The sequence below is a fragment of the Pseudomonas sp. LPB4.O genome (assembly GCF_038383825.1).
In the GTDB taxonomy this organism is placed as follows: Bacteria; Pseudomonadota; Gammaproteobacteria; order Pseudomonadales; family Pseudomonadaceae; genus Aquipseudomonas; species Aquipseudomonas putida.
Genome location: NZ_CP151298.1, coordinates 3,753,195 through 3,765,463 on the forward strand (window position 1 = coordinate 3,753,195; position 12,269 = coordinate 3,765,463).

General features: G+C 65.5%; 12 protein-coding genes. 11 read left to right on the forward strand and 1 reads right to left on the reverse strand.

Annotation, left to right across the window (positions count from 1 at the left end):
* Positions 1-161: 161 nt before the first annotated feature.
* Genes MRBLPB4O_RS16890 through MRBLPB4O_RS16920 form a run of 7 tightly spaced genes read left to right on the forward strand, consistent with a single transcriptional unit; the run spans position 162 to position 6,679 of the window.
* Complete coding sequence (locus MRBLPB4O_RS16890; RefSeq protein ID WP_341795988.1) at positions 162-1,181, forward strand: ABC transporter ATP-binding protein; 1,020 nt, start codon at positions 162-164, stop codon at positions 1,179-1,181.
* A complete protein-coding gene (locus MRBLPB4O_RS16895; RefSeq protein WP_341795989.1) occupies positions 1,178-2,047 on the forward strand; it encodes an ABC transporter permease in 870 nt (289 codons plus the stop codon). Before MRBLPB4O_RS16890 ends, MRBLPB4O_RS16895 begins: the two co-directional genes overlap by 4 nt.
* A gap of 4 nt (positions 2,048-2,051) precedes the next feature.
* A complete protein-coding gene (locus MRBLPB4O_RS16900; protein ID WP_341795990.1) occupies positions 2,052-2,846 on the forward strand; it encodes an ABC transporter permease in 795 nt (264 codons plus the stop codon).
* A gap of 14 nt (positions 2,847-2,860) precedes the next feature.
* Positions 2,861-3,151: a (2Fe-2S)-binding protein gene (locus MRBLPB4O_RS16905; protein WP_043201539.1), complete on the forward strand. Its 291-nt coding sequence runs from the start codon at positions 2,861-2,863 to the stop codon at positions 3,149-3,151.
* Positions 3,148-4,506, forward strand: coding sequence for an FAD/NAD(P)-binding oxidoreductase (locus tag MRBLPB4O_RS16910; RefSeq protein ID WP_341795991.1), 1,359 nt, complete (start codon positions 3,148-3,150; stop codon positions 4,504-4,506). The genes MRBLPB4O_RS16905 and MRBLPB4O_RS16910 overlap by 4 nt, the downstream gene beginning before the upstream one ends.
* A complete protein-coding gene (locus tag MRBLPB4O_RS16915) occupies positions 4,503-5,639 on the forward strand; it encodes an FAD-dependent oxidoreductase (protein ID WP_341795992.1) in 1,137 nt (378 codons plus the stop codon). The genes MRBLPB4O_RS16910 and MRBLPB4O_RS16915 overlap by 4 nt, the downstream gene beginning before the upstream one ends.
* Complete coding sequence (locus MRBLPB4O_RS16920) at positions 5,636-6,679, forward strand: ABC transporter substrate-binding protein (RefSeq protein WP_341795993.1); 1,044 nt, start codon at positions 5,636-5,638, stop codon at positions 6,677-6,679. The genes MRBLPB4O_RS16915 and MRBLPB4O_RS16920 overlap by 4 nt, the downstream gene beginning before the upstream one ends.
* A 75-nt stretch (positions 6,680-6,754) precedes the next feature.
* Here MRBLPB4O_RS16920 and MRBLPB4O_RS16925 read toward each other — a convergent pair whose 3' ends face one another.
* Positions 6,755-7,525 (reverse strand): IclR family transcriptional regulator C-terminal domain-containing protein, encoded by a 771-nt coding sequence (locus MRBLPB4O_RS16925; protein ID WP_341795994.1) that lies wholly within the window; start codon positions 7,523-7,525, stop codon positions 6,755-6,757.
* 152 nt (positions 7,526-7,677) lie between these two features.
* Here MRBLPB4O_RS16925 and MRBLPB4O_RS16930 point away from each other — a divergent pair, with 152 nt between their 5' ends.
* From MRBLPB4O_RS16930 to MRBLPB4O_RS16945, 4 genes are read left to right on the forward strand one after another with little or no spacing between them, the layout of a single operon-like run.
* Entirely contained in the window at positions 7,678-8,487 is an 810-nt protein-coding gene (locus MRBLPB4O_RS16930; RefSeq protein ID WP_341795995.1) for a shikimate dehydrogenase, read from the forward strand.
* Between the two features lie 4 nt (positions 8,488-8,491).
* The gene (locus MRBLPB4O_RS16935; RefSeq protein WP_341795996.1) at positions 8,492-10,225 is read left to right on the forward strand and encodes an FAD-dependent oxidoreductase; all 1,734 of its coding nucleotides are present in this window, start codon (positions 8,492-8,494) and stop codon (positions 10,223-10,225) included.
* Positions 10,210-10,530, forward strand: a complete 321-nt coding sequence (locus tag MRBLPB4O_RS16940; RefSeq protein WP_016500295.1) for an NIPSNAP family protein — start codon at positions 10,210-10,212, stop codon at positions 10,528-10,530. Before MRBLPB4O_RS16935 ends, MRBLPB4O_RS16940 begins: the two co-directional genes overlap by 16 nt.
* Positions 10,531-10,572: 42 nt before the next feature.
* On the forward strand, positions 10,573-12,255 hold the full coding sequence (locus tag MRBLPB4O_RS16945; protein ID WP_341795997.1) for an FAD-dependent oxidoreductase: 1,683 nt from the start codon (positions 10,573-10,575) through the stop codon (positions 12,253-12,255).
* The last annotated feature ends 14 nt before the right edge of the window (positions 12,256-12,269 follow it).

Here is a 12,269-nt window from a genome sequence, read left to right on the forward strand (position 1 = left end):
TCATTGCCCTACTCTCCGGTCCATAGGGCGATATCACAACATCGGCCGCCGCCATAGAAGCGAGCGCCAACGTCCGTAAAAGCTTTGCTTTTCGCCGCTGGCGCTCTGCCCACCCTGAAGCTGCCGGGTTACCCCGGTTCCGTTTGCGATGGAGCACAGCCATGACCTTTCTGTTGATCAACAAGCTTTGCAAGCGCTATGGCGCTACGGAGGCAGTGGCCAGTTCGTCACTGGCCATCGAAAAAGGCGAGTTTGTCTCCCTGCTCGGCCCTTCAGGCTGCGGCAAGACCACCACCCTGCAGATGATTGCTGGCTTCGTCGAAGTAACCAGTGGCCGCATCGTCCTCGACGGCCGCGACATCACCCACGCCAAGCCGGCCAGCCGGGGCCTGGGTGTGGTGTTCCAGAGCTACGCGCTGTTCCCGCACATGACCGTGCGCGACAACGTTGCCTTCGGCCTGCGCATGCGCAAGGTGGCCAATGCCGAGATCGCTCGGCGCGTCGACCAGGCGTTGGCGTTGGTACGCCTGGACAAGCACGCCGAACGTTACCCGCGTGAACTGTCCGGCGGCCAACGCCAGCGTGTAGCCCTGGCCCGCGCACTGGTGATCGAACCGCCGGTGCTGCTGCTGGACGAGCCGCTGTCAAACCTGGACGCGCACCTGCGCGAAGAGATGCAGTTCGAAATCTGCCGTATCCAGAACGAAGTCGGCATCACCACCCTGATGGTCACCCACGACCAGGCCGAAGCCCTGTCGATCAGCGACCGTGTAGTGGTGATGGAAGCCGGTCGCATCACCCAGATCGATGACCCTTACCGTCTCTACGAGCACCCGGGCACGCCGTTCATTTCCGACTTTGTCGGCAAGGCAAACCGCCTGCATGGCGTCACCGGCCCCGGCGGGTTACCGCAGGCAGCCGCCCAGGGCCCGCTGGTCCTCAGCCTGCGCCCGGAAAAGATCAGCCTGGGTGCAGCCGGCAGCGGCAAGCTGGCAGGCCGCGTCAGCTGCCGTTACTTCCTTGGCAGCCAGTGGCTGTACCGCGTCGATACCGCCTTGGGCAACCTGGCGGTGGTGCGCGCCAACGATGGCAGCGCGCCGCTGGACGAAGGTGCCCCGGTCGGCCTGGACTGGAACGATGCCCTGCTGCGGGTGCTGAACACAGCCGAGGTGGCCGCATGAGTACGGCAAAACTGCGCAGCAACAGCTGGGGCTACGGCCTTAGCAGCCCGGCCCTGCTGTTGTTCCTGGCGTTGCTGGTGATGCCGCTGGGGCTGACTGTGCTGTTATCGTTCAACGCGTTCGACTACACCAGTGGTATCCAGGCCGGCCAGTACACCTTCAGCCATTACCTGAGCCTGGTGACCGACACCTATTACTACGAAATCTTTTTCCGCACCTTCTGGATCAGTGCCCTGGTCACCTTGTTGTGTGTGCTGATCGGCATCCCCGAAGCCATGGTCCTCAGCCGCATGGGCGCGCCGTGGCGCTCGATCTTCCTGATCCTGGTGCTGACCCCGCTGCTGATTTCGGTGGTGGTGCGCGCCTTCGGCTGGAGCCTGCTGCTGGGGGCCGACGGCCTGATCAACCAAGGCATCAGCGCCCTCGGCGGGCAGCCGGTGAAGCTGCTGTACACCCCGTTTGCGGTGATCATCGGCCTGGTCCACGTGATGCTGCCGTTCATGATCATCCCGGTGTGGACCTCGCTGCAAAAGCTCGACCCGGCCGCCGAGCAGGCCGCGCTGTCGCTGGGCGCCAGCCAGTGGACGGTGTTCCGCCGCATCGTGCTGCCACAGATCATGCCCGGTGTGCTGTCGGGCACGCTGATCGTGTTCGGCCTGGCCGCCAGCTCGTTCGCCATCCCGGGCCTGCTGGGCGGGCGGCGGCTGAAGATGGTCGCCACCATGATCTACGACCAGTACCTGGCCGAACTGAACTGGCCCATGGGCGCCACCATCGCCGTCGCCCTGCTGCTGATCAACCTGCTGGTGATGCTCAGCTGGAACCGGCTGGTCGAACGCCGCTACAAACGCGCACTTGGAGTGTGAACCGATGACCCGTAACGGCCCGCTGGCCTTGTCTTTTCATGCCTTGGTGATGCTGTTCATGCTCGCCCCGCTGGTGGTGGTGTGCCTGGTGGCATTCACCCCGGAAAACACCCTGAGCCTGCCCACTGCCGGCTTCTCGCTGCGTTGGTTCAGCGCTGTGTTCGAGCGTGCCGAGTTCCTCGACGCGTTTTACACCAGCCTGAAACTCGCCGCCCTGGCGGCCTCGCTGGCCACCCTGATCGCCGTGCCGGCGGGCCTGGCGCTGACCCGCTACAGCTTCCCTGGCCAGGGCTTTGTCAACGGCCTGCTGCTGTCGCCGATCATCATCCCGCACCTGGTGCTGGGTGTGGCCTTGCTGAGGTTGTTCGCCCTGCTTGGGGTCAATGGCAGCTTCACCTGGCTGGTGTTCGCCCACGTGGTGGTCATTACTCCGTACGTGCTACGCCTGGTACTGGCTGCCGCCATCGGCATCGACCGCAGCGCCGAACAGGCCGCGCAAAGCCTGGGCGCCGGGCGCATCACGCTGTTCTGCAAGGTCACCCTGCCAATGATTCTGCCCGGCGTGGCCGGTGGCTGGCTGCTGGCGTTCATCAACAGCTTCGACGAAGTGACCCTGTCGATCTTCGTCACCTCGCCTGCCACCCAGACCCTGCCGGTGCGCATGTACGTATACGCCACCGAGTCCATCGACCCGATGATGGCCGCCGTCTCGGCGCTGGTGATTGCCGTCACCGCCCTGACCATGATCGCCCTGGACCGCGTGTATGGCCTGGACCGCGTATTGGTGGGCAAGCAATGACAAGGAATGCCCCTATGCCGCTGTTCAAGCGCGTGGCCGAACACGACCGCGAGCCGCTGCCCTTCCTGCTGGACGGCCAACCGGCTCAAGGCATGAACGGCGACACTCTGCTGACCGCCATCCTGACCAACGCCACCCACCTGCGTGGCAGCGACTTCAGCGCCGAACCGCGCGCCGGTTTCTGCCTGATGGGCGCCTGCCAGGACTGCTGGGTACGCCTGCAGGACGGCCGCCGGGTGCGCGCCTGCTCGACCTTTCTGGAACCGGGCCAATGTGTCACCCGCGAACCGGGACGCCAGCCATGAGCGCAACCGTCATCATTGGTGCCGGCCCCGCCGGCATCCGCGCCGCGCAAACCCTCGTGGCCCATGGCGTGCGCCCAGTGCTGCTGGACGAAGCCAGCCGTGGCGGCGGGCAGATCTACCGCCAGCAGCCGGCCAACTTTCGCCGCTCGGCCAAAGCGTTGTACGGCTTCGAGGCGGACAAGGCCCGGGCCCTGCACAACACCCTTGAACAACTGCGCGAGCAGATCGACTACCGCCCGGAAACCTTGGTGTGGAATGCCGAGCAGCAAGTACTGGACACCTTGCAGCAGGGCCAGTTGGCCGACCGCCTGGCATTCGACCGGGTGATCGTCGCCACTGGCGCTACCGACCGCGTGTTGCCGATCCCCGGCTGGACCTTGCCCGGGGTGTATACCTTGGGCGCCGCGCAGATCGCGCTGAAGTTTCAGGGCTGCGCCATCGGCGAGCGGGTGGTGCTGGCTGGCACCGGGCCGCTGTTGTACCTGGTGGCCTACCAGTACGCCAAGGCCGGCGCCACTGTCAGCGCAGTGCTCGACACCTCGCCGTTCAGCGCCCAGGTACGCGCCCTGCCGCGCCTGTTGCTGCAGCCGGGCACCTTTGCCAAGGGCCTGTACTACCGCGCCTGGCTCACCCGCAAAGGCGTGCCGGTGCATCAGGGGGTGACCCTGCTGGGCATCGAAGGCGAGCAACGCGCCAGCGCCGTACGCTGGTCGCGCAATGGCCAACAACACACCTTGCCGTGCGACGCCGTGGCATTCGCCCACGCCCTGCGCAGCGAAACCCAACTGGCGGACCTGCTGGGCTGCCAGTTTGCCTGGAACACCATCAACCGCGCCTGGCTACCGGTACGTGACGCCCAGGGCCGCGCCAGCAGCCCCGGTGTGTACCTGGCTGGCGACGGCGCCGGCATCCTCGGTGCCGACGGCGCCGAAATGACCGGTGAACTGGCCGCCCTGACGCTGCTGGCCGACCTCGGCAAACCTGGCAACCCGCAACGCCAGCATCAGCTGGAAAAACGCCTGGCTACCCTGCAGCGCTTTCGCCAGGGCCTGGAACAGGCCTTTCCGTTCCCCGAGCAATGGGCTCGGCAGGCCCCGGACCCGTTGACCGTGTGCCGCTGTGAACAGGTCAGCGCTGGCGAAATCCGCGCCACCGTGCGCGCCGGGCACTGGGAAATCAACCGGGTCAAAGCCATGTGCCGGGTCGGCATGGGCCGTTGTCAGGGCCGTGTGTGCGGGGCCGCCGCCGCCGAACTGATTGCCTGCGAAAGCGGTCGGTCCATTGACCAGGTCGGGCGCCTGCGTGGCCAGGCACCGGTCAAGCCCCTGCCCTTCGGCCTGGAGATCAAGCCATGAAGTGGATCGAGGTGGACGCCATTGTTGTCGGCGGTGGCATCGTCGGCAGCAGCGCTGCATTGACCCTGGCCCGCGGTGGCAAACAGGTGGCGCTGCTTGAACGTGACTTCTGCGGCTCGCACTCCAGCGGGGTGAACTATGGCGGGGTCCGTCGCCAAGGCCGCTCGCTGGCCCAGCTGCCATTGTCGATGCGTGCCCATGCCATCTGGGGGCAGTTGCGCGAGTGGATCGGCATCGACGGCGAGTACACCCGCAGCGGCCACCTGAAGCTGGCACGCAGCCAAACCGACTTCGACGCCTTGAAGGCTTATGCCCGTCGGACCCAGGCCTTTGACCTGCGCCTGCAACTGCTGGAGCACCGCGAACTGCGCCAGCGCTTCCCTTGGGTGGGCGATATCGCCGTCGGCGCGTCATATTGCCCCGAAGACGGCCATGCCAATCCGCGCCTGGTGTCACCCGCCTTCGCCCAGGCGGCCCGGCACAGCGGCGCCCAGTTGCACGAACAATGCAAAGTGCTGGAGGTAGACCACGACGGCCAGCGCTTCACCATGCGCACCAGCACAGGCCAGTGCTTCAGGGCGCCCTGGTTGCTGAACTGCGCCGGTGCCTGGTCGGCGCAACTGGCCGAGTACTTCGGCGAAGCGGTGCCGCTGACGGCGGCCCACCCGGCCATGCTGGTCACCGAGCCACTGCCGCTGTTCATGACCGCCAGCACCGGGGTCGAAGGCGGCGGTATCTACGCCCGCCAGGTGGCGCGCGGCAACTGCGTGCTGGGCGGTGGGCGTGGCTTTGCCCTGACCCCGACCACCGCCCGCCCGGGGCAAGCCGCAGTGCTCGACATCCTGCGTAATGCCACCGAGCTGTACCCGGCATTGGCCGGCGCCCAGGCGATTCGCACCTGGAGCGGCACCGAAGGCTACCTGCCCGATGACGAACCCGTGATCGGCCCCAGCCTGCGCCAACCCGGCCTGCTGCATGGCTTCGGCTTTGCCGGCGCCGGTTTTCAGATTGGCCCGGCAGCCGGGGAAGCCCTGGCGCAATGCGTCCTTCATGGCGCGCCGGCCATCAGCCTGGCGGCCTTTTCCATCAACCGTTTTCAGCCCAGCCACCACTACAAGGAAAACCTGTCATGACGCACAAGCAACGTTTGCTCGCCCTGTTCTGCACCGTACCTGGCCTGTTCGCCTGCCTGCCCGCCATGGCGCAACCCACGCTGTACCTGGGCATGAACGGCGGCACCATGGAGCGGCTGTTCAGCGACAACATCCTGCCCTCGTTCGAGAAGGCCAACGGGGTGAAAGTGGTGATCGTTCCCGGCACTTCGGCCGACATCCTGGCCAAGGTCCAGGCCACGCCGAACAAGCCGTCGATCCACGTGATGGTGCTGGATGACGGCATCATGTACCGCGCCATCGGCATGGGCCTGTGCAGCACGCTCAAGCCCAACCCGACGCTGGCCCAGCTGCCGGAGAAGGCCCTGATCAAGGACAAGGCTGCCGCCGTCAGCCTGGGTGTGACCGGGCTTGCCTACAACAGCCGCCTGTTCAAGGAAAAAGGCTGGGCAACACCCACCTCCTGGAACGACCTGGCCGACCCGCGCTTCAAGGACAAAGTGGTGTTCCAGTCGATGGCGTCATCCACCTTCGGCTTGCACGGTTTCCTCATGTACAACCGCCTGCACGGTGGCAGCGATACCGACGTCAACCCGGGCTTCACGGCCTGGAAGAAGAACGTTGGCCCGAACGTGCTGGAGTACATCCCAAACTCGGCCAAGCTTTCGGAAATGGTGCAAACCGATGAGGCCGCGTTGTTCCCGCTCACCCCTACCCAGGTGACGGCGCTGAAGCTCAAGGGCATCCCGGTGGAATACGCCGCGCCCAAGGAAGGCGCCGTGGTGCTCAACCAGGCCGAATGCGTCACCGCCAACAACGACCAGCCGGAGCTGGCGCAAAAGCTTGCCGAGTTCCTGCTCAGCCCTGAGGCGCAGGCACCGGCACTGGAACTGGGTGACCAGATCCCGTCCAACCCCAACACGCCGACCAGCGACAAAACCCGTGGCCAGGTCGAAGCCATGCAGACCTACCTGCAAACTGCCGTGACCATCGACTGGGACCAGGTCAACACCCAGCGCCCGGAATGGAACGCCCGCTGGAATCGCCAGATCGAGCGATAGGCCGAGGCCCCCTGGCCCGCTCCCGGCGCCCCAGGTGCCGGCCAGCGGGCACCGTCACCCCGCCCGCATGGCGCCTCAATCCAGCACTGGCCGCAACAGCGCCTGCGCCTCGTACAGTGGCGGCAAATAACGCATGCGGATTTCATCAACACTCAACCGCGAGGCATGAGTCGTGATGGTCAGCGTCGCTTTCAACTGCCCGGCACGGTCCAGCAACGGTACACCCAGCACCCGCATACCGACTTCATATTCCTGGTCAACAATACAGAAGCCCTGCCCCTTCACCCGGTGCAATTCCGCCTCCAGCTGTGCCCGGTCTGTGAGCGTGTAGGGCGTCAACACCCGCAACGGGTTGCGTGCAAAGTACTCACCTCGCTCCCCCTCACCCAGCCAGGCCAGCCAGATTCGCCCGCCGGCCGTGCAATACATTGGCACCCGCGAACCGGGCCTGATCGACAACGACGCCACATGGCTGTAGCGGCTGCGCACCAGGTGGATGATCTCGTCACCATCGCGGGTACCCACCGACACATGCTCCTGGGTCTGGCGCGCAACCTGCTCGACAATCGGCCGTAGCATGCGCGGCAGCTGCGCCGAGTCCACGTACGCCTGGCCAATACGTAAAGCCTTGGGCGTCAGCCAGTACTCGCGGCTGTCAGTTTCGGCAAAGCCCTCGTGCACCAAAGTCAGCAAAAAACGCCGTGCGGCACTCGGCGTAAGGCCAGACAACCTGGCCGCCTGCGGCACGCTCAGGCGCGGTTGCTCAGCGCTGAACAATTGCATCAGGGCCAGGCCTTTCTGCAAGCCGGCGATCAAATCGCGGGGGTGGATGGCGGGCGTGTTCATCTTTACGACTCGCAAGTGGAAAAAAACAGCCGATTACTGCGATAACCGGATCATGGTTGCGATTATCGCATCAAAAGCCCGATCAACGCATTGTTGCTCTTCCACCTCTGCATCACGCTTGCCTTCACAACAACATCAATAAGGAGGTCAGCATGATTCGTGGTTCCACTGAACTGGTTGCCATCGTCGGTTCGCCCATTGCCCAGGTGAAGTCCCCCGAGAACTTCAACACCTGGTTCGCCAACAACAACTGCAACGTCGCCATGCTGCCCATCGACCTGCACGAAGCCGCGCTGGGCAGCTTTGCCGACAGCCTGCGCGGCTGGCAGAACCTGCGCGGGTGCGTGGTCACCGTGCCGTACAAGCAGGCCCTGGCCAGCCGCCTGGATGGTTTGAGCGAACGTGCGGCTGCCTTGGGTTCGGTCAATGTGATACGTCGCGAGCGCGACGGGCGCCTGCTGGGTGACAACGTAGACGGCGCCGGCTTCCTCGGTGCTGCGCGCAAGCATGGCTTTGACCCGGCGGGTAAACGGGCGCTGGTGATCGGTTGCGGCGGGGTTGGCAGTGCCATCAGCTACGCATTGGGCGAGGCAGGTATCGTCAGCATTACCCTCAGCGACCCCAGCACAGCGCGCATGGGCGCTGTGTGCGAACTACTCGGCAATGCCTTCCCGGGGCTTTCGGTCAGCACGCAGTTCAGTGGACTGGAAGACTTCGACCTGGTGGCCAACGCCTCCCCGGTCGGCATGGGCACAGGCGCAGAACTGCCGTTGTCCGCTGCCCTGCTGGCCACGTTGCAGCCAGACACCCTGGTCGCCGACGTGGTCACTTCGCCCGAAATCACCCCGCTGCTGAACCGCGCCCGGCAAGTAGGCTGCGCGACCCAGACCGGCCCGGAAATGGCCTTCGCCCAACTCGGCCACCTTGGCGCCTTCATGGGCGTGACGCCGCAGGAGATCTGAGGCCATGGCCACTCTTGAACACATACAACACAGCTTTGACCTGGTGGTATTGGGCAGCGGCGCCGGTGGTTTTGCCGCCGCCGCCACGGCGGCTCGCCGCGGGCTGAAGGTGCTGGTAGTGGAAAAGGCCGAACGTTTTGGCGGCACCTCGGCGATATCCGGCGGCGCGGTGTGGCTGTACGGCACCGATCAAGCCCGCGCCGCGGGGGCCAAGGATTCACCCGCGGCCATGCGCACCTACCTCAAACATGTGATCGGCGACGGCTACGACCCTGCCCTCGCGGACGCCTTCATCGAACATGGCCACCAGGCACTGCGTTGGCTGGAACAGCACACCGAGCTGCGCTACGCCCTTCGACCGCACTCCCCGGATTATTACCCCGATGCCCCTGGCGCCACCCAGTTTGGTCGGGCGCTGGAAATGGTCGAGTACGACGGCAAGCACCTCGGCCCACGCTTCAAGGACCTGCAAATGCCACCGCCCGGCATGCTGTTGTTCGGCGGCATGATGGTCAACCGCGTGGATATCCAGCATTTCCTCAGCATTCGCCGCTCGCCCAGGTCGTTGTGGCATTGCCTTAAACTGATGGCACGTTACGCACGGGACCGCCTGCAGCACCCGCGTGGCACCCGGTTGACTACCGGCAACGCACTGATCGCCCGCCTGGCCACCAGCGCCTTTGCCCATGGCACACAGCTGTGGTTGCGCAGCGAGGCCCTGGAACTGATCGTTGAACAGGGCGCGGTCACGGGCGTGGTGGTACAGCACGAGGGGCGCCGCGAACGGGTACTGTGCCGCGGCGGTGTGGTGTGCGCCATGGGCGGGTTCGCGGCGGGCGCACTCGCCGCTGGCTACCGGCCAGCCCAGCAAGCACCGCACCTGACCATGTCACCCGCTGCCAACGACGGCGCTGCCCTGCGCCTTGGCCGGGCTGTTTCGGCAGCGCAGGGCGAGGGCCTGGCGGCCAACTTCTTCTGGGCGCCGGTTTCCGAACTGCGCCACGCCAGTGGCGAGCGTGAGCGCTTCCCGCATCTGGTTACAGACCGCGCCAAACCCGGCGTGATCGCGGTGAACCCGGCCGGGCGGCGCTTTGTGAACGAATCCGACTCCTACCACCACTTCGTGCAGACCATGTTCGCCAACGGCCTTTCCAGCTGCTGGCTGGTCTGCGACGCCGAGGCCATGAACCGCTATGGCCTGGGCCTGGCGCGGCCAAAACCGGTGAACAACCAGGCGCTGATCGACGCCGGTTACCTGTATCAGGCGGCAACACCGCAAGCCTTGGCCAAGGCCATCGGAGTCGACCCGCAGGTATTCGTGCACACCCTGGAGCAATTCAACGCCGACGCCTGCAACGGCATCGACCGCGCGTTCGGCAAAGGCGGCAACAGCTACAACCGCTACATGGGCGACCCGCAGCACACCCCCAACCCATGCCTGGCGCCGCTTGCCAGCGGGCCGTACTACGCCATCCGTATCCACACCGGCGACCTCGGTTCGGCCTGCGGCCTGGTGACCGACGCCCAGGCCAACGTGCTGAACCGCGACGGCCAGCCAATTGCCGGCCTTTATGCGGTCGGCAACGACATGAACTCACTGATGAAAGGCACCTACCCCGGCCCCGGCATCACCCTGGGCCCCGCCCTAACCTTCGGCTGGCTCGCTGCCAACCACATCACCGCGCGCCTGCAGGCGCCGGCCACCCAAACGGAGACCCCGGCATGTACTACGAACTGAGAACCTACACCCTCGACCCTCTGAAAATGGCCGACTGGCTGGCCCTGTACCAAAGCCATGCGCTGGAAGTGCAAAGCGAGCACCTGGGTAACCTGGTGGGCTTTTTCACCAGCGAGTTCGGCGACGTCAACCAGGTGGTGCACATCTGGGGCTATGCCAGCCTCGACGAGCGCATCGCCCGCCGCGCCGCGATGGCAGCCGACCCGCGCTGGGCGGAATTCTCCCGACGCAACCGCGAACTGGCGGCAGTAGTACGCCTGCAATCGCGGCTGATGCGGCCCACCGGCTTTTCGCCGCTGCAGTAAACCGTAAGCCATCTCCTACCAACGCCTGAGCGGAACCCTTGCATGCAACCCCTCGAATGCGACGTACTCGTCATCGGTTCCGGTGCCTCTGGCCTGGCGGCCGCCGTTACCGCCGCGCATCACGGCCTGCACGTGATCGTTGCGGAAAAAGCCAGCCAGCTGGGCGGCACCAGCGCCTGGTCGGGGGGCTGGCTGTGGGTTCCGCGCAACCCGCTGGCCGTTGCCGAAGGCATCGTCGAAAACGACGATGCCCCAGAACGCTACCTGCGTGCGCAAACCCATACGCACGAGCTGGACCCACGCCAGCGTGCATTCCTGCGCCACGGCCCCGAAATGGTGGCGTTTTTCCAACAGCACACCGCTGTACAGTTTCAATCCGGTAGCCGCATGCCTGACATGCGCGAAGGTGACGGCAGCGCAAACGGCGGCCGTTCGCTGTGCGCACTGCCCTACGACGGCCGCCTGCTCGGGCCTTGGCTGCACAAGCTGCGCCCGCCGCTGGACATCGTCAGCCTGGCCGGCATGGGCATTGCCGGCGGCGCCGACATGGCCGCCTTTTTCAATGCCACACAATCGCCCAAGGCAGCGTTGCATGTAGGTAAACGCCTGCTGCGCCACGGGCGCGACCTGCTGCTGCACCGACGCGGCCAGCAACTGGTCAACGGCAACGCACTGGTGGCACGCCTGCTGCGCAGCGCCCTGGACCTGGGTGTGACGCTGCTGACCGACAAGCCGGCCAGCCGCCTGTTGGGGGAAGGCCGGGTCAGCGGCGCGCTGTTTGCCGATGGCCAGGCGATTCACGCACGCCGGGGTGTGGTGCTGGCCTGTGGCGGCTTCCCGCACGACCGCAAGCGCATCGCTCAATTGATGGCTCATGCGCCGGATGGCACCCGGCATTACTCTGCAGCGCCCAAAGAAAACAGCGGCGACGGCCTGCGCCTGGGTGAACAGGCCGGTGGCCTGGTAAGTACCAAGCTGGCGCAATCCGGTGCCTGGGCACCGGTTTCGCGGGTACCACGCAAAGATGGTACCTTCGGCCATTTCCCGCACCTGATCGACCGCGCCAAACCCGGCTTCATCGCCGTGCGCCGCGATGGCCGGCGCTTCGTCAACGAAGCCGATTGCTACCATGACTTCATGAACGCACTGTTCGCTGCCACGCCGCAAGGCGAGCCACCTGAAGCCTGGCTGATCTGCGACCACGCCGCGCAACGCCGCTACGGCATCGGCTGGGCCAAGCCGTTTCCCTTCTCCACCCGCTTTTACCAACGCTGTGGCTACCTGCACAGCGGCGCTACGCTGGCACAGTTGGCGAAGCGCTGCGGGATCGATGCCGCGCAGTTGCAGCGCACTGTGGACGGTTTCAACCACTCTGCGGCACAGGGTGAAGACCCGACCTTCCAGCGCGGCGCATCGGCCTACAACAGGGCCCAGGGTGAACCGCAGCAGGCACCCAACCCGTCGCTTCGGCCGTTGCTGGAGGGGCCGTTTTATGCGGTTAAACTGCTGCCAGGCAGCCTTGGCACCTTCGCTGGCCTGGGCACCGACGCCTCGGCCCGGGTGCTGGACCACGCGGGGCAGCCGGTACCCGGGCTGTTTGCAGTGGGTAACGACATGCACAGCGTGATGGGCGGGTATTACCCGAGTGGTGGTATTACCCTTGGGCCGGGGATGACCTTTGGGTATCTGGCCGGTAGAGCGTTAAGTGGCCTGCGTTCACAGTGAACACCGCAAGGGCT

What these genes read in the sequence shown, in the direction of transcription:
- MRBLPB4O_RS16890 (WP_341795988.1), top strand. Translation starts at nt 162, where the DNA reads ATGACCTTTCTGTTGATCAACAAGCTTTGCAAGCGCTATGGCGCTACG.
- MRBLPB4O_RS16895 (WP_341795989.1), top strand. Translation starts at nt 1,178, where the DNA reads ATGAGTACGGCAAAACTGCGCAGCAACAGCTGGGGCTACGGCCTTAGC.
- MRBLPB4O_RS16900 (WP_341795990.1), top strand. Translation starts at nt 2,052, where the DNA reads ATGACCCGTAACGGCCCGCTGGCCTTGTCTTTTCATGCCTTGGTGATG.
- MRBLPB4O_RS16905 (WP_043201539.1), top strand. Translation starts at nt 2,861, where the DNA reads ATGCCGCTGTTCAAGCGCGTGGCCGAACACGACCGCGAGCCGCTGCCC.
- MRBLPB4O_RS16910 (WP_341795991.1), top strand. Translation starts at nt 3,148, where the DNA reads ATGAGCGCAACCGTCATCATTGGTGCCGGCCCCGCCGGCATCCGCGCC.
- MRBLPB4O_RS16915 (WP_341795992.1), top strand. Translation starts at nt 4,503, where the DNA reads ATGAAGTGGATCGAGGTGGACGCCATTGTTGTCGGCGGTGGCATCGTC.
- MRBLPB4O_RS16920 (WP_341795993.1), top strand. Translation starts at nt 5,636, where the DNA reads ATGACGCACAAGCAACGTTTGCTCGCCCTGTTCTGCACCGTACCTGGC.
- MRBLPB4O_RS16925 (WP_341795994.1), bottom strand. Translation starts at nt 7,525, where the DNA reads ATGAACACGCCCGCCATCCACCCCCGCGATTTGATCGCCGGCTTGCAG.
- MRBLPB4O_RS16930 (WP_341795995.1), top strand. Translation starts at nt 7,678, where the DNA reads ATGATTCGTGGTTCCACTGAACTGGTTGCCATCGTCGGTTCGCCCATT.
- MRBLPB4O_RS16935 (WP_341795996.1), top strand. Translation starts at nt 8,492, where the DNA reads ATGGCCACTCTTGAACACATACAACACAGCTTTGACCTGGTGGTATTG.
- MRBLPB4O_RS16940 (WP_016500295.1), top strand. Translation starts at nt 10,210, where the DNA reads ATGTACTACGAACTGAGAACCTACACCCTCGACCCTCTGAAAATGGCC.
- MRBLPB4O_RS16945 (WP_341795997.1), top strand. Translation starts at nt 10,573, where the DNA reads ATGCAACCCCTCGAATGCGACGTACTCGTCATCGGTTCCGGTGCCTCT.